The organism is Nonomuraea sp. NPDC059194 (genome assembly GCF_042754765.1).
GTDB lineage: Bacteria > Actinomycetota > Actinomycetes > Streptosporangiales > Streptosporangiaceae > Nonomuraea.
The window spans coordinates 96466-115994 of record NZ_JBHZBH010000005.1; the positions used below are offsets into that span (position 1 = coordinate 96466).

Annotated in this window: 16 protein-coding genes and 1 pseudogene; 10 read left to right on the forward strand and 7 right to left on the reverse strand. The window is 71.0% G+C overall.

The genetic code is table 11. From position 1 onward, the window contains the following. Together ACFXJ8_RS09450 and ACFXJ8_RS09455 are read left to right on the forward strand one after the other, a co-directional pair. Positions 1 to 480 (forward strand): SigE family RNA polymerase sigma factor, encoded by a 480-nt coding sequence (locus ACFXJ8_RS09450; RefSeq protein WP_175595049.1) that lies wholly within the window; start codon positions 1 to 3, stop codon positions 478 to 480. Next, entirely contained in the window at positions 477 to 1112 is a 636-nt protein-coding gene (locus ACFXJ8_RS09455) for a hypothetical protein (RefSeq protein ID WP_379643366.1), read from the forward strand. Before ACFXJ8_RS09450 ends, ACFXJ8_RS09455 begins: the two co-directional genes overlap by 4 nt. Before the next feature lie 3 nt (positions 1113 to 1115). Here ACFXJ8_RS09455 and ACFXJ8_RS09460 read toward each other — a convergent pair whose 3' ends face one another. From ACFXJ8_RS09460 to hrcA, 3 genes are all read right to left on the reverse strand, one after another. Further along, positions 1116 to 1847 carry a 16S rRNA (uracil(1498)-N(3))-methyltransferase gene (locus tag ACFXJ8_RS09460; protein ID WP_379643367.1) on the reverse strand — a complete coding sequence of 244 codons (732 nt, stop codon included), beginning with the start codon at positions 1845 to 1847 and terminating at the stop codon, positions 1116 to 1118. A gap of 126 nt (positions 1848 to 1973) precedes the next feature. Further along, positions 1974 to 3113, reverse strand: a complete 1140-nt coding sequence (dnaJ, locus tag ACFXJ8_RS09465) for a molecular chaperone DnaJ (protein ID WP_379643368.1) — start codon at positions 3111 to 3113, stop codon at positions 1974 to 1976. 11 nt (positions 3114 to 3124) lie between these two features. Beyond that, positions 3125 to 4129: a heat-inducible transcriptional repressor HrcA gene (gene hrcA / locus ACFXJ8_RS09470; RefSeq protein WP_379643369.1), complete on the reverse strand. Its 1005-nt coding sequence runs from the start codon at positions 4127 to 4129 to the stop codon at positions 3125 to 3127. Between the two features lie 141 nt (positions 4130 to 4270). On the opposite strand from hrcA, the gene ACFXJ8_RS09475 reads away from it, so the two are divergent. The 3 genes from ACFXJ8_RS09475 to ACFXJ8_RS09485 are packed head-to-tail and all read left to right on the forward strand — an operon-like array spanning position 4271 to position 6319. Then, positions 4271 to 4882, forward strand: a complete 612-nt coding sequence (locus tag ACFXJ8_RS09475) for a hypothetical protein (RefSeq protein ID WP_379643370.1) — start codon at positions 4271 to 4273, stop codon at positions 4880 to 4882. After that, positions 4869 to 5675, forward strand: a complete 807-nt coding sequence (locus ACFXJ8_RS09480; RefSeq protein ID WP_379643371.1) for a DUF3097 domain-containing protein — start codon at positions 4869 to 4871, stop codon at positions 5673 to 5675. Before ACFXJ8_RS09475 ends, ACFXJ8_RS09480 begins: the two co-directional genes overlap by 14 nt. Next, positions 5675 to 6319: a DUF4870 domain-containing protein gene (locus ACFXJ8_RS09485; RefSeq protein WP_379643372.1), complete on the forward strand. Its 645-nt coding sequence runs from the start codon at positions 5675 to 5677 to the stop codon at positions 6317 to 6319. Before ACFXJ8_RS09480 ends, ACFXJ8_RS09485 begins: the two co-directional genes overlap by 1 nt. Before the next feature lie 54 nt (positions 6320 to 6373). Here the strand turns inward: ACFXJ8_RS09485 and ACFXJ8_RS09490 are convergent. Both ACFXJ8_RS09490 and hemW read right to left on the reverse strand, forming a co-directional pair. After that, a pseudogene (locus tag ACFXJ8_RS09490) lies at positions 6374 to 6436 on the reverse strand (SUMF1/EgtB/PvdO family nonheme iron enzyme); the annotation flags it as partial. A gap of 71 nt (positions 6437 to 6507) precedes the next feature. After that, the gene (gene hemW / locus ACFXJ8_RS09495) at positions 6508 to 7728 is read right to left on the reverse strand and encodes a radical SAM family heme chaperone HemW (protein ID WP_379643373.1); all 1221 of its coding nucleotides are present in this window, start codon (positions 7726 to 7728) and stop codon (positions 6508 to 6510) included. Positions 7729 to 7928: 200 nt separating this feature from the next. Between hemW and ACFXJ8_RS09500 the strand changes: the two genes are divergently transcribed. Next, entirely contained in the window at positions 7929 to 9176 is a 1248-nt protein-coding gene (locus ACFXJ8_RS09500) for a glycoside hydrolase family 18 protein (RefSeq protein WP_379643374.1), read from the forward strand. A gap of 207 nt (positions 9177 to 9383) precedes the next feature. On the opposite strand, the gene ACFXJ8_RS09505 is transcribed toward ACFXJ8_RS09500, so the two are convergent. After that, positions 9384 to 9692: a hypothetical protein gene (locus tag ACFXJ8_RS09505; RefSeq protein ID WP_379643375.1), complete on the reverse strand. Its 309-nt coding sequence runs from the start codon at positions 9690 to 9692 to the stop codon at positions 9384 to 9386. Between the two features lie 547 nt (positions 9693 to 10239). After that, positions 10240 to 12069, reverse strand: coding sequence for a translation elongation factor 4 (lepA, locus tag ACFXJ8_RS09510; RefSeq protein ID WP_379643376.1), 1830 nt, complete (start codon positions 12067 to 12069; stop codon positions 10240 to 10242). Positions 12070 to 12125: 56 nt separating this feature from the next. Here lepA and ACFXJ8_RS09515 point away from each other — a divergent pair, with 56 nt between their 5' ends. From ACFXJ8_RS09515 to ACFXJ8_RS09530, 4 genes are all read left to right on the forward strand, one after another. Then, the gene (locus tag ACFXJ8_RS09515; protein ID WP_379643377.1) at positions 12126 to 13130 is read left to right on the forward strand and encodes a hypothetical protein; all 1005 of its coding nucleotides are present in this window, start codon (positions 12126 to 12128) and stop codon (positions 13128 to 13130) included. Positions 13131 to 13281: 151 nt separating this feature from the next. Beyond that, on the forward strand, positions 13282 to 13554 hold the full coding sequence (gene rpsT / locus ACFXJ8_RS09520; protein ID WP_379643378.1) for a 30S ribosomal protein S20: 273 nt from the start codon (positions 13282 to 13284) through the stop codon (positions 13552 to 13554). 215 nt (positions 13555 to 13769) lie between these two features. Further along, positions 13770 to 16940, forward strand: a complete 3171-nt coding sequence (locus tag ACFXJ8_RS09525) for an FtsX-like permease family protein (protein WP_379643379.1) — start codon at positions 13770 to 13772, stop codon at positions 16938 to 16940. Further along, complete coding sequence (locus ACFXJ8_RS09530) at positions 16937 to 19528, forward strand: hypothetical protein (protein WP_379643380.1); 2592 nt, start codon at positions 16937 to 16939, stop codon at positions 19526 to 19528. The genes ACFXJ8_RS09525 and ACFXJ8_RS09530 overlap by 4 nt, the downstream gene beginning before the upstream one ends. Position 19529 lies beyond the last annotated feature (1 nt).

Genomic DNA, 19529 nt, shown 5'->3' on the forward strand with positions numbered 1-19529 from the left:
ATGGCCGTGACTGCGCTCTACAGCGCACACTTTCGGTCATTGGTGCGTCTCGCTGTGTTGCTGGTACGCGACATGGCAACCGCGGAGGAAGTCGTGCAGGACGCGTTCGTCGCCATCCACGGCGCCTGGCGCAGACTTCGCGACCCCGACAAAGCACTCGCCTACCTACGTCAGTCTGTCGTCAACCGGTCCCGTTCCGTGCTGCGTCACCGCGCGGTCGTCGAAAAGTATGCTCCCAAGGGTCTGCCCGACGCCCCGAGCGCCGAGAACGGCGCGATCGGCGAGCTTGAGCGCTCGGCGGTCATCGAGGCGCTGCGTGCCCTGCCGGCGCGACAGAGAGAGGCGCTCGTTCTTCGTTACTACGGTGACCTGTCAGAGGCCGAGATCGCCCATGCCATGGGCATCAGCAAGGGCGCCGTCAAGAGCCACACGGCTCGCGGCATGGCCGCCCTGCGTTCCGTTCTGGAGAAGATGTCATGACCCAGCCGCCCGACGAGCACGGCGAGATCCTGCGCCGGGTGCTGCGCGCGGAGGCGGACGTGGTCGTGCCGTCTCCGGAGGGTTTGGAGATCATCCGCGCCCGCATCGAAAGGCGCGGGCTGAGGAGACTGTTCTGGTGGCGGGCGGGCGCGGCGGCGGCGGGCGCGGTCCTCGTGGCAGGGACGATCGTGATGGTCGTCCCCGAACTGCGCAACATGGTGGTCTTCACGGCCCCTGTCGACAGCATGACCGAGTTGCCGGAAAACTCCTCGACCACCCGCCCGCCGGCCAAGCTTCCGCCGACCAGGCGGAGCCAACCGGCGGTTCCGCCGCCGCCCGTGGCCAGCGTGCCGCCCACCGAGACGTCGGAGACGCGCGCGCCGAGCAAGAAGACCCCGACGCCGACGCCCACGCCGACGCCATGCGCGAAGGAGAGCGAGCAGGCGGTGGAGGAGGCGCTGGAGGAGGACTGTCTCGACGCCACCCCGACGCCCACGCCGTCGGCGACACCGTCCGAGACCGCCGAGAACCCCGGCAATCCCAACAACCCTGACTGCAGCGCCGACCAGTGCTCGCCTGAGGACCCCGCGCCCTCCCCGAGCGAGACCGCCACCCCGCTGTCCAGCCCGTAGGGACTACCAGCGGCCCGTGCGCGCCTGCACGACCGCGGCCGCCGCGACCCCGGCCGTCGAGGTCCGCAGCACCGTCGGCCCCAGCAGGCAAGGTACGGCCTTCGCCGCCGTGAACCTGTCGAGCTCGTCCCCCGCGATCCCGCCCTCGGGCCCCACGACGAGCACGATGTCGCCCGCCGAGGGCAGCTCGATCGTCGCCAACCCCTCCTCGGCCTCCTCGTGCAGCACCAGCGCCAGCGCCGCGCCCGCGAGCAGGTCGGCCACCTGCGCCGTCGAGTGCTGGGGGGTAACCGTGGCGGCATGGAACCTGCGCGCCTGCTTGCCCGCCTCCCTGGCCGTCGCCTGCCACTTGGCCAGCGACTTGGCCGCCCGCTCGCCCTTCCACTGCGTCACGCTGCGCGAGGCCGACCACGGGACGATCACGTCCACGCCCGCCTCGGTCATCATCTCGACGGCCAGCTCGCCCCTGTCGCCCTTCGGCAGCCCCTGCACCACGACCAGGCGCGGCGAGGGCGGGGGCACCTCGAAGCGGCGCAGCACCTCGACGCGCAACGAGTCTTTGGCGACTTCGAGGGCCACGCACTCGGCGACCGATCCGGCCCCGTCGGTCAGGTCGATCCGCTCACCTTGGCGGATGCGCCGCACGGCCGCCGCGTGCCGTCCCTCGGCGCCGCCGAGCACGAACTCAGAACGGCCGAGATCCGCGGCGTCGGCGAGGAACACGGGCACGGTCACAGCAGTCTCCCCCTAGGCGGGCGATGTGACGGCGGCCGGCCGGAGTCCGCTGGAGTAGCGTGATGGACGGGCCCCAGCCACGTGACCGCGGTGGGGCCGAGCCGGCCTGCCGTACCAGAAGATGATCTAACGGCCGTTGAACGCGTCTCTCAGCCTGGAGAAGAACCCCTGCTGGCCGGGCGCGAACTTGCCCGGCGGGCGCTCCTCCCCGCGCAGCTTGGACAGCTCGCGCAGCAGGTCCTCCTGCGGCTGGTCGAGGCGCATCGGCGTCTCCACGTTGACGTGGATCAGCAGGTCGCCCCTGCCCTGCTCGTTGAGACGCTGGACGCCCCTGCCGTACATGGTGATGACCTGGCCCGACTGGGTGCCAGGACGGACGTCGATCTCCTCCGCGCCGTCGAGGGTCTCGACGGTCAGCGACGTGCCGAGCGCGGCCGCCGTCATCGGGATCTGGACGGTGCAGTGGAGGTCGTCGCCGCGCCGCTCGAAGATCTCGTGCGGCTTCTCGACGATCTCCAGGAACAGGTCTCCGGGAGGACCGCCACCGGGGCCGACCTCGCCCTCGCCGGCGAGCTGGATGTGGGTGCCGTCCTCGACGCCCGCGGGGATACGGACCTTGATCGTACGGCGGGTGCGGACCCTGCCGTCGCCCGAGCACTCCTGGCACGGGTGCCTGATGATCGAGCCGAAGCCGCCGCACTGCGGGCACGGCCTCGACGTCATGACCTGGCCCAGGAAGGACCTGGTGACCTGGGAGATCTCACCGCGCCCCTGGCACATGTCACAGGTGTCGGGATGCGTGCCGGGCGCGGCGCCCGAACCCGTGCACACCTCGCACAGCACGGCCGTGTCGACGTTGAGCTCCCTGGTGGTGCCGAACGCCGCCTCGCGCAGGTCGAGCTCGACCCTGATCGTGGCGTTGCGCCCTCTCCTGGCGCGCGAGCGGGGGCCCCGGCTGCCGCCCGCCGTGCCGAAGAAGGCGTCCATGATGTCGCTGAAGGGGAAGCCCGCGCCGAATCCGCCGGCTCCGGCGCCACCGGCCCCCGCGCCCGCGAACGGGTCGGCGCCCAGGTCGTACATCTGCCGCTTGTTGGGATCGGACAGGACCTCGTAGGCCTGAGTGATCTCCTTGAAGCGCTCCTGGGTCGCAGGATCGGGGTTCACGTCGGGGTGCAGCTCGCGGGCCAGGCGACGATAGGCCTTCTTGATCTCGTCCTGACTGGCGTCACGGCGTACCCCGAGGGTGCCGTAGTAGTCGTTTGCCACTTATCGACCTCTTATGAAGCAGCCAGGATCTGGCTGACGTAGCGTGCCACCGCGCGCACAGCGCCCATCGTCACGGGGTAGTCCATCCGGGTGGGACCGAGCACGCCGAGGCGGGCCCCCGAACCGTACCCTGTGGCGACGAGGGAGGTGCCACGCAGTCCTGTGTAGGGGTTCTCCGAGCCGATCCTGACGGTGAGCGCGGTCGGCATGTCGGAGGTCTCGCCGAGCAGGCGCATCAGCACGACCTGCTCCTCCAGCGCCTCGAGCACGTCGCGCAGGCCCGTGGTGAAGTCGGCGCCCGCCAGGTTGGCCGCCCCGGCGAAGACGATCTTCTCCTCGTGGCGCTCGACGAGGGTCTCCAGCAGCACCGACAGGATCGTCGCCGCGGCCGGACGGTCTTCGACGGGCAGCCGCTCGGGCAGATCGGAGACCTGCTCGGGCACCCGGTTGAGCCCGCAACCGTCGAGGCACGCGTTGAGCACCGCGCGCAGGTGCGCGACCCTCGACTCCTCGATCGTCTCAGGCAGCTCGATGACGCGCTGCTCGACCCGGCCGGTGTTCGTGATCAGCACGAACATCACCCGCCTGTCGGTCAGCGGCACCAACTCCAGGTGACGGACCGTCGACTGCGAAAGCGCTGGGTACTGCACCACCGCGACCTGCCTGGTCAGCTGCGCCAGCAACCTCACCGTGCGGGTGACCACGTCGTCGAGGTCGACCGCGCCGGCGAGGAACGTCTCGATCGCCCTGCGCTCGGCGCCCGACAGCGGTTTGATCTGCGAGAGCTTGTCGACGAAGAGCCGGTAGCCCTTGTCCGTCGGCACCCGCCCGGCGCTGGTGTGGGGCTGGGCGATGTAGCCCTGCTCCTCCAGCGCCGCCATGTCGTTCCTGACCGTGGCCGGGGAGACGTTCAGATTGTGGCGCTCGGCCAGCGCCTTGGAGCCCACCGGTTCGTTGGTGGACACGTAGTCCTCGACAATGGCGCGGAGCACCGCAAGCTTCCGATCATCGAGCACGTGCTCACCTCCCTGCCTGTTGAGGAAACGACAGGTCTAGCACTCTGTGTTCCCGAGTGCCAAGTGTACGGCTCCCGCCCACAAGGTGCGATAACACACCTGGTCAAGGTCGCCGCGACCCGTAGGTTGACAATAGTGGTCATGACCGACGTTCCACCGCCGTACCAGCAGTTCCATGGGTACGTTCCACCTCCTGGGCAGAGGCAGATCAGGCCGCGCGCCTGGTGGATCGCCGTTGTCTGGCTGGTGGCGTTACTGACGGCGGTCAGTGGATTCGTCGGGTTCAGCGCGGACCTTCATTCCACGTTGAAAGAGGTCGCTCCCGCCAAGGCCTTCGCGCCCGGCGAACTCGTCACCATGCCGATCGACCCTGCCGTCGAGCCGGGGCTCTACCTGGCGAGCCGGCAACCCGTGCACTACTCGTGCGCGGTCGCCGGCGGTGACCTGTCGGAGCCGACCGGCACGCAGACCGTCGACGTCTGGGAGCTCGTCGAGGTGATCGACGTGCCCGAGAAAGGCGAATACGAGGTCTACTGCACCATCGACGAGGACGCCGTCACCGACGTGCGTTTCGGCATCGGCCGCCAGCTCAGCGCGGCGACCGGCGAGATCGTCGGCAACGTCGTCGTGCTGGTGACCGTACCGGGAGCGGGCGTCCTGTTCGCGATCATCATGACGATCGCGATCCTCGTGCGCAGGAGCTACGCGCGCAGGAGGATCGATTTGCTACGGTCCCCCCATGTACGAGCGTGACGTGCTTGCGGGGAACTGGCGGCGCCCGGGCAAGGGGAAGATCCCTATCGTGCCCGCCGAACGCGACCTGGTCGTGGAGGACGCCGACAGCGGCTTCTGCGGCGCGGTGGTGGCCTGCGACAAGGAGGCCGTCACGCTCGAAGATCGCAACGGTAAGCGGCGGCTGTTCCCCCTGGCGCCCGCCGCCTTCCTGCTGGACGGCCGGCCGGTGACGCTCACCAGGCCGGTCGCCTCCCCCGCCACCGGCCCGCGGCGCAGCGCCTCGGGCTCGGTCGCCGTCGAGGGCCTGCGCGCCAGGGTGGCCAGGGAGAGCCGCATCTACGTCGAGGGCGTCCACGACGCGGCGCTCGTGGAGAAGATCTGGGGCCACGACCTGCGCGTCGAGGGCGTCGTGGTGGAGTACCTGGAGGGCGTGGACGACCTGCCCTCGATCGTGGCCGAGTTCGGTCCTGGGCCGGAGCGCAAGCTCGGCGTGCTGGTCGACCACCTGGTTCCCGGCTCGAAGGAGAGCCGCATCGCCGCCCAGGTGTCCTCGCCGCACGTGCTGGTCGTCGGGCATCCCTTCGTCGACATCTGGCAGGCGGTCAAACCTTCCGTGCTGCGCATCCCCGCCTGGCCGCAGGTGCCGCGCGGGCTACCGTGGAAGGAAGGGGTGATCGCCGCGCTGGGCTGGGGGCTCGAACCCGCCGACGCGTGGCGCAGGATCCTCGGCGCGGTTTCCACCTATGCCGACCTCGAGCCTTCGCTGCTCGGCAGGGTCGAAGAGCTGATCGACTTCGTGACGGAGACATGATGAGCGACAACCTCCCGCAACCGCCCGACGACGACGCCACCGCTCGCGTCGAGCGTCCCGACCTGCCGGGCCCGGACCCGCAGCCACAGCCCGGCCCCTCAGGCGGTTACGGTCCCCCCTCAGGGGGTTACGGTCCACCGTCGGGCGGCTATGGCCAGCCCTCAGGGGGTTACGGCCAGCCGTCGGGCCCGGCCTATGGCCCGCCACCTGCCTACGGACCTCCTCAGGGTTATCCGCCGCCACAGGGTTACGGCCCGCAGCCCGGCTACGGCCCTCCCGGCTACCAGCGCCCGCCCCACATCCCGGGCATGTACGGCCCCAGGCCCGGCAGCGACGACACCAGCATGGCGATGCTCGCCCACCTGCTCGGCATCTTCTCCGGCTTCGTCGGCCCGCTGATCCTCTACTTGGTCAAGCGTGACGAGTCCCCCTACGTCCGCGATCAGGCGGCGCAGGCGCTCAACTTCCAGATCACCGTGTTCATCGGGTACATCGTCTGCATCGTGCTGGCGTTCGTGCTGATCGGCGTCCTGCTGATGTTCATCCTGTGGATCGCGGCGCTGGCCTTCGAGATCATCGCGGCCATCGCCGCGAACCGGGGCGAGAGATATCGCTACCCGATCAACATCAACTTTGTCAGCTGACCGTTCTGAATCCGCAGTTGCCGGCGGCGGAGCCGGGGCGTGGCCCCCGGCTTCAGTGGGCAGCCGCCTGCCCGCCCACGCGCAGTAGGCCATGGCGTCGTGCCACGTGACGGGCAAGGGCGTGCTGGTCCTGGCGACCGGGCTCTGACAGGGTGCAGCGTGAGCTCGACGCCCGCCGCGCCGACGCGCTACACGGTCAGGTCACGGATCAGGGCGTCGGCCAGCAGCCGGCCACGCAGGGTGAGGACCATGCGCCCCGCCTTGAACGGCTCGACCTCCAGGAGCCCGTCGGCCAGCGCCCTGGCCACAGCCGTGCGCGCCGCGCCCGTCACCTCGGCCAGCGGGTAGCCGGAAACCAGCCGCAGCTCCAGCATCAACCGCTCGACCTCGCGGTCCTCGGCGGTGAGCACCTCGCGCGCGTGCGCGGGCGAGACGCCCGCCGAAAGGCGCTGCGCGTAGGCGGCGGGATGCTTGACGTTCCACCAGCGGGTGCCGCCGACATGGCTGTGCGCACCGGGACCGACCGCCCACCAGTCGCCGCCGGTCCAGTAGAGGAGGTTGTGCCGGCACCTGCCCTCGTCGGAGGTCGCCCAGTTCGACACCTCGTACCACTCGAAGCCCGCCCCCGACAGCATCTCGTCGGCGATGAGGTAACGGTCGGCCGCCACGTCGTCGTCGGGCATCGGCAACTCGCCACGCCTGATCCGCGCCGCCAGCCTGGTGCCGTCCTCGACGATCAGCGAGTAGGCGGAGACATGGTCGGGCTCGGCCTCGATCGCCGCCCGCAGCGAGGCCCGCCAGTCGTCGTCGCTCTCCCCCGGCGTGCTGTAGATCAGGTCCAGGTTGACGTGGTCGAACCCGGCCTTCTTCGCTTCCTGTACGGCTTGCGCCGCCCGGCCAGGGGTGTGGTGCCTGTCGAGGACCTTCAGCACGTGTTCCCTGGCGCTCTGCATGCCGAAGCTGACCCGGTTGAAGCCGCCCGCGCGCAACTGGTCGAGGTAGGCGGGGTCGACGGACTCCGGGTTGGCCTCGGTCGTCACCTCGGCGCCCTTGGCCAGCCCGAACTCCTCGTCGATCGCGCGCAGGATCCTGGCCAGGTCGGCCGCGGGGAGGAGGGTGGGCGTGCCCCCACCGAAGAACACCGTCTCGACGGGCAGCTCGGCCTCGCCCAGGACGCGGCGGGCCAGCCGTACCTCCTCGATGGCGGTGTCGGCGTAGTCGCGATGGGAGGCCCCTGGGCCCAGCTCGGCGGCGGTGTAGGTGTTGAAGTCGCAGTAGCCGCAGCGGGTGACGCAGAACGGCACGTGGACGTAGAAGCCGAAGGGGCGCTCGCCCAGGCCGCTCAGCGCGCTCGCGGGCAGTTCGCCTGACGCGGGCGCGGGGTCGCCGTCGGGAAGGGTGGATGGCACGCTTCCAGTCTGCCGTGCGCCGCGGACCACCCCGTCCATACGCACGTGCCCGGACCCGCCGACGACATGAAGCGCGACGCCGTCAAGACATCCCGTCCATACGCGCGTGCCCGGACCCCATTGACGAGTCGATCACGCGGGCCTACGATCCGGGACAACTTTAAGGAAAGTTTCCTATAAGTTGGCCACCGGAGGCGCCCATGAAGAGAGTCCTCGTCATCCTGTCCTCCTTGGTCCTGGCTCTCGCAGCGGTGGCGCTGCCCGCCGAGGCCCACGGCGGTTTCAAGCGCGTCGCCTACTTCATCCAGTGGGGCGTCTACGGCAGGAACTTCCACGTCAAGGACATGGACACCAGCGGCGCGGCCGCCAAGCTGACCCACATCAACTACGCCTTCGGCTTCGTCGGCGCCGACGGCACCTGCGTCTCCGCCGACCCGTGGGCCGACTGGCAGCGCCCCGTCCCCGCCGAGCAGAGCGTGGACGGCGTCGCCGACGCCCCCGGTCAGGCGCTCAACGGCAACCTCAACCAGCTGCGCAAGCTCAAGGCCAAGCACCCCGGCCTGCGCGTGCTGCTCTCCCTCGGCGGCTGGACGGGCTCCCGCTACTTCTCCGACGCCGTCCTCACCCCCGAGGCGCGCGCCAAACTGGCCACCTCCTGCGTCGACATGTGGCTCAAGGGCAACCTGCCGGGGCTCGAGGCGGGCGCGGCCGCGGGCGTGTTCGACGGCCTCGACCTCGACTGGGAGTGGCCGGGCTCCGAGGGCGCGCCGGGCAACGTGATCAGGCCCGAGGACAAACGGAACTTCACGCTCTTCCTGGCCGAGCTCAGGTCGCAGATGAACGCCCACTCCCGATCCGCCGAACTCACCGCCTTCCTTCCCGCCTCGGCGGCGAAGATCGACGCCGGGTTCGAGGTGCGCAAGGTGTTCAGGCTGCTCGACTTCGCCACCATCCAGGGGTACGACCTTCACGGCTCCTGGGAGCTGCAGACCGGGCACAACGGCAACCTCCTGACCGACCGCCGCGACCCGAACCAGGTTCGCTACAGCGTCGACCAGACCGTCCGCGACTACCTGTCCCGCGGCGCCCCCGCCAGGAAGATCGTGATCGGCGTGCCCGCCTACGGCCAGGGCTGGACCGGCGTCACCGCCGGCGGCGACGGCCTGTACAAGCCCGCGACCGGACCCGCGCCCGGCAAGTGGGCGGCGGGCACCGAGGACTACAAGGACCTGGTGGGCAAGCCCGGCAAGCGCTACCGCGATCTGCGAGCCGGCACGGTGTGGCTGTACGACGGGAACGAGTTCTGGTCGTACGACGATCCGGCGGTGATGGTGCAGAAGGCGGCCTACATCCGGCTCAAGGGGCTGGGCGGGTCGATGATGTGGTCCATCGACCAGGACGACGCCAAGGCGTCCCTCACCTCGGCTCTGTATCGGGTCCTCCGCTGACCTTCCTCGCCTGCCGGTGAACGACGGCCGGCGAGGGTTCGATCCCGCGGGGACGGCGCAAGGGGTTCGCGCCGTCCCCGCGCTCCTTTCCCGTCACCCCCCGCCCACGCTCAGAGTGCGGTCTCTGGGTGCGCCAGGGCCTGCGGCTCCTGTCCGCGCGCAGGGCGTGGGCCTATCCCACCGGCGCGGCTGGTCCCTGGCCCCGGGTCAGCAGGCCCGCTGGTTCAGCAGCGACTCTTCGTCGAACTCGGCCAGCTGTAACAGGCTGTCGAGCGCCGCCTGCCGCATCTCTTCGACCGAGGCCCCCTTCTCCCCGAAACACTCTGCCGCCACGTCGAGCACCGCCTCCACCACCGCCGAGTCGGGGTACGGCACCTCCACGTGGACCCTCCCGTCGGACCCCACCTCGCTCGGCGCGAAATGCAGCCGCAGCAGCCGGCGGGTCTCCTCGGCCACCGCCACGCCCAGCATGGCGGCCTTGACGAACCGCTCGGACTCGGCGTTGTCGCCGTCCATGCCACCTCCATTGTCGGACACGTGTTCGATCTGGAGAGAAGCTACGGCACCGCACCGACAAAATCGGGAAGGCCGCCGGGACATGCCTTGTCCCAGGCTCGCGGCATGGCGGTGGCGGCGCTGTTCCCGCCGCACCACCCGCACACGCACACGCCGCTCCTGTCCGCACCCCCAACAGTGGACAGCGGCGATGAGGCGGCCATCGGGATCACCGTGGTGTGCGACCCGGGTGGAGATAGGGCCGACAACGAGTTGGTGCGGCCGGTGACCCTCGAAGATCCAGCCGTCCAACGCGTACGGCACGACGCCGCCGCGGCTGACCGGCGCGAGCGTCAGCCGAACCGGCGAGGGCGCCGTATCCCCGCGCCGCCCGCCGCGCCGCGGCGATGGCCGGGGTGGAGCACTGCCCTGTCAGCGGCAGGCGGGGAACAGCGGCCCATGTGGGTTCGGGCTGCGGACCCCCGTCGCCGGACCCACTCAACGCCCCATGACGCGACAAGGCCCGATGCGCGTCGTGCGTGCGCATCGGGCCTGTCGCGTTTACCGGCTACTTCTTGGCTTTGTCGGTGCTGGACTCGGTGGACAGCGCGGCGACGAAGGCCTCCTGCGGCACCTCGACCCTGCCCACCATCTTCATCCGCTTCTTGCCTTCCTTCTGCTTCTCCAGCAGCTTGCGCTTACGCGAGATGTCACCGCCGTAGCACTTGGCGAGGACGTCCTTCCTGATCGCCCTGATGTTCTCGCGGGCGATGACGCGCGCGCCGATGGCCGCCTGGATCGGCACCTCGAACTGCTGCCTCGGGATCAGCTCGCGCAGCTTCTTGGCCATGTCGACGCCGTAGCCGTACGCCTTGTCCTTGTGCACGATCGCGCTGAAGGCGTCGACGGGCTCGCCCTGCAGCAGGATGTCGACCTTGACCAGCTCGGCCTCCTGCTCGCCCGCGGGCTCGTAGTCGAGCGAGGCGTAGCCGCGGGTGCGCGACTTGAGCTGGTCGAAGAAGTCGAAGATGATCTCGCCGAGCGGCAGCGAGTAGCGGATCTCGACGCGGTCTTCAGACAGGTAGTCCATGCCCTGGAGCTGGCCGCGCCGACCCTGGCAGATCTCCATGATCGCGCCGATGAACTCGGCGGGCGCCAGGATCGTCGACTTGGTGACGGGCTCGAAGACCTGCGCGATCTTGCCGCCGGTCGGGAACTCCGACGGGTTGGTGACGGTCAGCTCCTTGCCGTCCTCCATGACGACCCGGTAGACCACGTTCGGCGCGGTGGAGATCAGCGACAGGCCGAACTCCCGCTCAAGCCGCTCGCGGATGATCTCCATGTGCAGCAGGCCGAGGAAGCCCACGCGGAAGCCGAAGCCGAGCGCGGCGGAGGTCTCGGGCTCGTAGACCAGGGAGGCGTCGTTGAGCTGCAGCTTGTCGAGCGCCTCGCGCAGCTCGGGATACTCGTCGCCGTCGATGGGGTAGAGCCCGGAGAACACCATCGGTCTGGGGTGGTCGTATCCCGCCAGCATCTCGGTGGCACCACGCACGGCCGAGGTGACGGTGTCGCCGACGCGCGACTGGCGCACGTCCTTCACGCCGGTGATGAGGTAGCCGACCTCGCCGACGCCCAGGCCCTTCTCGGCCACCTTCGGCTCGGGCGAGATCACCCCGATCTCGAGCGTCTCGTGGGTGGCCTGCGTGGACATCATGGTGATGCGCTCGCGCTTGCCCAGGTGGCCGTCGACGACCCGGACATAGGTGACGACGCCCCTGTAGGTGTCGTAGACCGAGTCGAAGATCAGCGCGCGGGCCGCCGCGTCGGCGTCGCCCACAGGGGCAGGAACGGTCTCCACGACGTGGTCGAGCAGCTCCTTCACCCCGACGCCTGTCTTGCCCGAGACCCTCAGCACGTCGGAGGGGTCGCAGCCGATGAGCCCCGCGAGCTCCTCGGCGAACTTCTCCGGCTGCGCGGCGGGCAGGTCGATCTTGTTGAGCACCGGGATGATGTGCAAGTCGTTGTTCATGGCCAGGTAGAGGTTGGCCAGCGTCTGCGCCTCGATGCCCTGCGCGGCGTCGACCAGGAGGATCGCGCCCTCGCACGCCTGCAGCGACCGCGAGACCTCGTAGGTGAAGTCGACGTGGCCCGGCGTGTCGATCATGTTGAGGACGTGGCCGTTCCACGGCAGTCGTACGGCCTGCGACTTGATCGTGATGCCGCGTTCGCGCTCGATGTCCATCCTGTCGAGGTACTGCGCGCGCATCGAGCGCTCGTCGACCACGCCGGTGATCTGCAGCATCCGGTCGGCAAGCGTCGACTTGCCATGGTCGATGTGCGCGATGATGCAGAAGTTGCGGATCAACGCGGGGTCGGTCTGGCCAGGCTGATTGCGCACCGAAGTCCGTTTCGACAAGGATTGAGGTCAAGCGTCTTTCATGGTGACATGCCCAGGTGATTGCCCGAACCGTCATCCGCCGCGGTCTGCGCGTCCTGGCGCTGGCCTTGGCCGTCTCGGTCGCGTTCGCCGCCTTCGTGGCGGTGGCGCTCCGCCTCCAGTTTACCGGGGCTCCAGAGGCCTGGGCGAAGAGCACGGGTAACGATGCGCTGTGGCTGGGGCACGCTTGGGTCGACGGCCGCCGCACCGAGCGCGACGTGAAGGCGATGGCGGTACGGCTACGCGCCACCGGCATCAGGGACGTCTACGTCCATTCCGGCCCCTTTGAGTGGGACGGCACCCTCGATCCCGCCAAGCACCCCAACGCCGGAAATTTCCTGAAATGGTGGCGGAAACACCTGCCTGACGTGCGCGTCTCGGCCTGGCTCGGACAGTCCGTCAAGAACGGCCTCGACCTCGACGACCCCGCCGCCCGCGCCCGCGTTCTGGCCGGGGCCAAGCACATCGTGGACCTCGGGTTCGACGGGATCCACTACAACTTCGAGCCGATCGGCGACGGCGACACCAACTTCCTGGACCTGCTCGACCGCACGCGGCCGCTGACCAAGCTGCTCTCGGTGGCGACGCCGCAGCTCGAGCCGTACCCCCTCATGCGCCTGGCCGCCCGCGCGACGCTGGGCCACGACAAGTACTGGTCGCACGGCTTCTACCAGGAGGTCGCCCGCCGTACCGACCAGGTGGCGATCATGACCTACGACTCGTTCATGCCCGAACGGTCCCTGTACGGCGGGCACGTCGCGCGGCAGGCGGCGCTCGCGCTCGACCTGACCCCCGCCACGACGTCGATCCTCGTCGGGGCGCCCGCCTACCACGACCACGGCGTGCCGTTCTCCGACGACGTGGAGAGCGTCGCGCTGGCGGGCGAGGGGGCGCGGCTCGCCCTCTCCTCGTACGGCAGGCGGGAGCGGTTCGGGCTGGCCCTGTACGTCGACTTCGCGGCGACGGCGGAGGACTGGAAGGAGTACGCCGACCACTGGAACACGGGACCGGATCTCCCCTGACCGGGCGGGAGACCCCGTATGCTGATGAGGGCCAGGTCGTCGATTTGAGCGGCGAGCTGGATTATTGGTAACCTGTTCAACTGCGTGTGGCGCGCCCTCTCATCGAGCCCGCGCGCCCCATCCGATTCCTGACCTTCACCGAGGCTTCTTCGTGGCGAACATCAAGTCCCAGATCAAGCGCAACAAGCAGAACGAGAAGGCTCGTCTGCGCAACAAGGCTGTCAAGTCTTCCCTGAAGACGGCGATCCGCAAGTTCCGCGAGGCCGCCGAGCAGGGCAACGTCGAGGAGGCCGTGGTGCTGCAGCGCGCCGCCGCCCGCCAGCTCGACAAGGCCGCCAGCAAGGGCGTCATCCACAAGAACCAGGCCGCCAACCGCAAGTCGGCGATCGCTCAGCGCACCGCCGCTCTGCAGGCTGCCAAGTAGTCGCAGACGCTCCAGCGACGCCGCACTCCGCACGATGACGGAGTGCGGCGTTTTCGTGTCCCCACACAACTATCCAGACCGCGTCCGGAAAGTGTCACAGTTTCGACATCACTCCAGCGTATCGGCTGTGTCACCGTTGAGATGATCGTCTTGCCGTCGCCCCCGGCCGTCCTCAAAGGTTCACAGAACGGGAGGAACTGAAGAGCGGGGGCGAGATGCGGGGGCGCGTTCCGCTGGTGCTCAGCCGAGCCGCCAGCCAACCACTGCTGCTGCTGGCCGCCTTCGGCTCCATCCTGCTGGCCACCACCACCCTCGTCGCGCTGACGATGTACGCTTCCTCGACCGCCGAGGCGGGCGTGCGCCGTACGGTGGAGACCGCGTCGATCAGGACGACGGCGGCCACCATCACCACCCCCGTCACCGCCGCCTCCTTCCCGCGGGTCGAGCGCACGATCGACGAGGTCACCGGCCGGGTCTACGCGGGCGTCCCCGTCGCGCTGACCGCGAGCATGCGCTCCGACTCCTACGTCGTGCCGGGTCAGGAACGGCAGGCAAGGCCCGAGCTGTACCGCTTCGGCGCCTACGAGGGTCTCCAGCGGCACGCCAGGCTGGTCGACGGCGCGTGGCCGACGGCAGACGGCACGCGGGTCGAGGCGGCCGTCTCGCTGTCCGCCGCCACCGCGGCCGGGCTGAAGACCGGCCAGGAGTTCACCACCGAGAGCCGCATCGACGCCAGGCAGCGCGTCACCGTGCGCATCACCGGCGTCTTCCAGTTGAACGACACCTTCGGCGAGCGCTGGGCCGGTGAGGAACTGCTGAGCGCGGGCGTCCAGGTGGGCGACTTCACCACGTTCGGCCCGCTGATGGTCAGCGAACAGACCTTCCTGGCCCGCTTCGCCACCAACGTCAGCGCCACCTGGACCGCCCTGCCCAACCTGACCCGCCTGTCTCCCGAACGGCTGCGCCCGTTCGCCGAGGGCGTCGGCCGGCTTCAGGACCGGCTCAGGGACAGCGGCTGCCCCGAGTGCCGCGCCACCACGCGGCTGCCAGAGATGCTCACCCAACTCGACACAGCCGCGCTGGTGGCCCGCTCCACCATGCTGATCCCCGTCCTGCAACTGATCCTGCTGGCCGCCTACGCGCTCATGCTGACCGCCCGCCTGCTGGCCGACCACCGCAGGATGGAGGTGGCGCTGCTGCGCGCCAGAGGCGCGGGCGCGGGCAGGCTCGCGCTGCTCGCGGGCGGCGAGGCGCTGCTGGTGGCGCTTCCGTGCGCGATCGTGGCGCCGCTGCTCGGGCCGCCGCTGCTCCGTCTGGTCGACACGCTCCCCTGGATCAGGGCGTCGGGGGTACGGCCGGCGCCCGAGGCCGGTCCTGGCGCGTTCGCCGTGTCGGCGGCCGTGGCCCTGGCCTGCTCGGTGCTGCTCGCCCTGCCCGCGCTGGGCGGCGTCCGCCGTACCTATGTCGACGAGCAGGCGGCGCGCGGACGGTCAGGTGGCAGGGGGCTCGTCCAGCGGGCGGGCGCGGACCTGGCGCTGCTGGTGCTGGCGGCGCTGGCGATCTGGCAGCTGCGGCACTACGGCGGGCCCGTGACGGCCACGGCGGGCGGCGGCATCGGCATCGACCCGCTGATCGTCGCCGGACCCGCGCTGGCCCTGCTCTGCGGCGGCCTGCTCGGCCTGCGGCTGGTGCCGAGGGTCTCGGCGCTCGCCGAGCGGTTGACCGCCGGGCGGGCGGGGCTGGCCGCGGCGCTCGGCGCCCGGCAGGTCAGCCGCAGGCCCGCGCGCTACGCGGGCCCCGCGCTGCTGCTCACGATGGCGATCGCGATCGGCGTGGTCTCGATGGCCACCGCCGCCACCTGGCGGGCCTCGCAGGAGGACCAGGCCCGCCACCAGGCGGGCGCCGACCTGCGTATCTCTGGCCCGCCGGAGGCCCGCGAGCTCGGCGCGCTCGGCAGGGGCACCGCCTTCGCGGGCCTGCCCGGCATCACCACGGCCAGCCCCGCGTTCAGGGGGCCCGCCACGGTAGGCGGGGAGCCCGCCACGCTGATGGCGCTGGAGTCCGGCAAGCTGACCGCGCTGCTGAAGCTGCGCTCCGACCTGTCGGAAGACGGCGTGCGGGAGATGGCGGCACGGCTCGGCGCGGCCCGCCCCGAGATCGAGGCGGTGGCGATACCGGAGCGGCTGCCGCTGACCGTGCTGATCAGCGGGTCCGGGCGCAGGCCCGTCGACCTGGGCGTGGCGGTCGAGGACGGGCTCGGTGTCTGGCGCGAGGTGTCGGCGGGGCCGCTGCGGGCGGGCGTCAACCGGGTCGAGCTCGACCTGAGGACGCTCGCCGGCCGTACCGGAAGACTCACCCCGCCGCTGCGGCTGCGCGGCTTCACGGTACGCGCGTCGGGCGTCACGGTGACGGTCGACCCCGGCATCGAGATGCCGCCTGGATTGCGCTGGGCGGCACGGCAGCAGGTGACCTCGGACGGCGGCCGGTGGACGCTGCCGATCCCCGCCACGGCCGCGAGCCCGGCCTTCAGCGTCGTCGCCGCGAAAGGCGCAGGCGAGCTGTTCGCGCCGCCTCGCGGACCCGACCCGCAGCGGATCTTCAAGCCGTTGCCCGTCGTCCTCACCGCCGACCTGGCCGACCGGCTGCGGCTCACCACGGGCCAGGTCGTGCCGATGAACCTCGACGGCGCCAACATCGAGGTGAAGGTCGCGGGCGTCGTCGAGCGGATGCCGAGCACCCAGGCCGACCAGCCCTCGGTCCTCGTCGACTGGACCACGCTGCAGGGCAGGGCGCTCGCGGCGGCGCAACGGCTGCGTCCGGCCACCGAATGGTGGCTGGCCGCGCGCGACGGCGACACCACCGCCGCGGCGCGGGTGCTGTCGAGCCACCCCCAGTGGGTGGCCACGGCCGTCGACCTGCGGGAGCTGACCGTGCGCCTGCGTGACGACCCGCTGGCCGCCGGGCTCCAGGGCGCGCTGACGCTCGGCTTCCTGGCCGCGCTGGTCTTCGCCGCGCTCGGGTTCCTGACCAGCGCGGCGGTGGCGGCACGCGAGCGGCTCGCGGAGTTCGCGATCCTGCGGGCGCTGGGCGTCGGCTTCCGCCAGGTGTTCGCGCTGCTGGCGATCGAGCAGGCGTTCGTCATCGGGCTCTCGCTGGTCGCGGGGACGGTCCTGGCGCTGGTGATCGGCGCCCTGGTCGTGCCCCACATCGTGCTGACGGGCCAGGCCGCGGCCGTCACGCCCGGCGTGCTGCTCGCCGTACCGTGGCCCGCGACCGCGCTGATGCTGGCGCTGGTCGCGGTGCTGCTGTTCGCGATCGTGGCCGGGCTGGCCCGCGCGGTGCGCGGCCGGGGTCCTGGCGGCCTGCGCGCAGGTGAGGAGCGATGAAGATCCTGACGATGGCGCGGGTGCACGCGGGCGCGGCCGCCGTGCTGTCGGTCCTGACGCTGAGCGCGTGCCTACTGATCTCCGGCATGCCCCGGGCGCTCCAGCTGGCCTACGACCGGGGGCTCCAGCAGACCCTCGCCGCGACGACCGCCCAGGACAGGGACCTGCGCGTGCTGGTCCACAACGCCGCGCCCATCACGAGGCGCGCGGAGCTGGCGGCCAGGGACCAGACGTTCCGCGAGCTGCTGCCGCCCTCGCTCGCCGCGATCACGACCAGCGGCGGCACCAGCCACTTCTCGGTCAGGACGGTCGACACACCCGCCTTCGACCGGCCGAAGCAGTACCTCAACGTCGGCTGGCTGTCCGACTTCGACCGGCGGCTGACCTGGGTCGAAGGCGGCGAACCCGGAGCGCCCGGCAGCTTCACCGCGGGCAGGCTCGGCAGGATCCCGCTGCTCGAAGTGGGCGTGCCGGAGAGCGCGACCACCACCATGAACCTGCGGGTCGGCACCACCGTGGTCATCGGCCAGACCCGGCAGATCGCGGTGCGGGTCTCGGGCGTCTACCGGCCGCGCGACCCCGCCGACCCCTACTGGACCCACGAGCGCGACACGATCACCGTCGACCAGCGGCTCCCGCCCGGCCAGCTCGAACCCGACCTCTACCTCACGGCGCTGACCGGCGACCGGGGTCTCGAACTCATCACCTACGGCGACCGCAGGACCGTCTACTCCTGGGTGCTCGGCGTCGAGCCTGCCAAGGCCGACGCGCTCGACGTGCCGTCGATGCTCGGGTCGCTCAAGGACTACAGCGGCAAGGTGGCACTGGAGGCCGGCGAGTACGAGGCCAACAGCGTGGCGACCGGCCTGCCCAGGCAGCTGACGGGCTACCTGGGCTCGCTGGCCACCGCGCGGACGGTGATGTTCCTGGTGCTCGGCGGGCTGCTGGCGGTGGCGCTCGGCGTGATCGTGCTCGCCGTACAGCTCCTGATCGAGCGGATGGACGCCGCGCTCGCGCTGATGCGGGCGCGGGGCGGGTCGCTGGGGCAGGTCGTCGGCGCGGGCACAGCGGTCGTGGCCGTCGCGGCCGGGCCCGCGGCGGTGGCGGGTTACCTGCTGGCCGCGCTGGTGCCAGGGCCCGTCACACCGATCGTCCACGTGGGCCCGCCGGCCGTGCTCGCGACGGCGGCGGGGTTCGCCGCGGCCAGGCTGGCGCTCACCCATCGCGCGCCGCTGCACGAGCGCCGCGACGACGTGGCCGCCGCCCGGCCGTCGCCCCGCCGGATCACCCTGGAGCTGACGACCGTGACGCTGGCGCTGGCCGGGGCCTACCTGGTGCGCTCGCGCGGCGTGTCGACCGAGGCGGCCACGCAGGGCGCGGACCCGTTCCTGCTGCTCGTCCCCGTGGCGCTGGCGGTGGCCGCGGCCCTGGTCACCCTGCGCTGCTACCCCTACCCCCTCCGGGCGTTCGTACGGCTGGCCGCGCGCCGCCGCCCCGCCGTGCCGTTCCTCGGCCTGACGATGGCGGCCAGGTCGAAGCCGTTCGCCGTGCTCCCCGTGCTGATCCTGCTGCCCGCGCTGGCGGTGTCGGTGTTCGCCTCGATCGTCTCCGGCGGCCTGTCCAGCACCCAGGAGCTGGGCGCCTGGCAGAAGGTCGGCGCGGACGTGAGGGTCGAGCACCCCGTCGCGATCACTCCCGAGGTCGTGGCCCGCGTCAGGAAGGTGCCGGGCGTGCGGGCGGTGCTGACCGCGATGACGGGTGACGCGGTCGTCGGCAGGACCCCGATCAAGGTCGTCTCCATCGACCTGGACGCCTACAGGGACCTCGTGGCGGGCGGCCCGCTGGAGGTGCCCGCCCAGCCCGACGGTCCTGGCATCCCCGCGCTGGCCTCGCCCCTGCTGGGCAGGCAGCCGCTGCCGGTTCGCTGGCAGGTGGCGATGCGGGTGAACCCGCGCGGCCCGGTCAGCGGCTTCCCCGGGCTGGACACCCGGCGCCACCTGGTCGTCCTGCCCGCCGACGCCAACGAGCGGGCGGGCACGCCGACCAGGCCGAACGTGCTGCTGATCAGAGGTTCCGCCGACCCCGCCGCAGTGCTCGCGGCGGCGACGACCAAGGGCGCCCTGCCGCCCGTGGTGCGGTCAAGGGCGCAGACGCTGGCCGCGATCAAGGGCTCACCACTGACGGGCACCGTCCTGGACACGTTGGTGATCGCCACCGTGGCGCTGGCCGCCTACTCCCTGGTCGCCGTCGTGCTCGCGCTGGTGATCACGGCACCGGCCCGCGCGGGCGCGCTCTCCCTGCTGCGTACGCTGGGTCTGTCGCGGCGCCAGGCGCGCCGCCTGACCGTCCTGGAGATCTCCCCCATGATCCTGATGACCGCGCTGGCGGGGCTCGCGCTGGGCCTCGGCCTGCCCGCGGCGCTGGGCCCCGGCATGGACCTGTCCGCCTACGCGGGCGACCTCGCGGTGCGCGGCTACCGGATCGAGCTCCTGACGCCCATCCTGCTGGCCGCGGGTCTCACCGCGGTCTCCGTGCTCGGTGCTTACGCGCACACCGCCATCGGCCGGCCCCGTTCGACGAGTAGGTGAC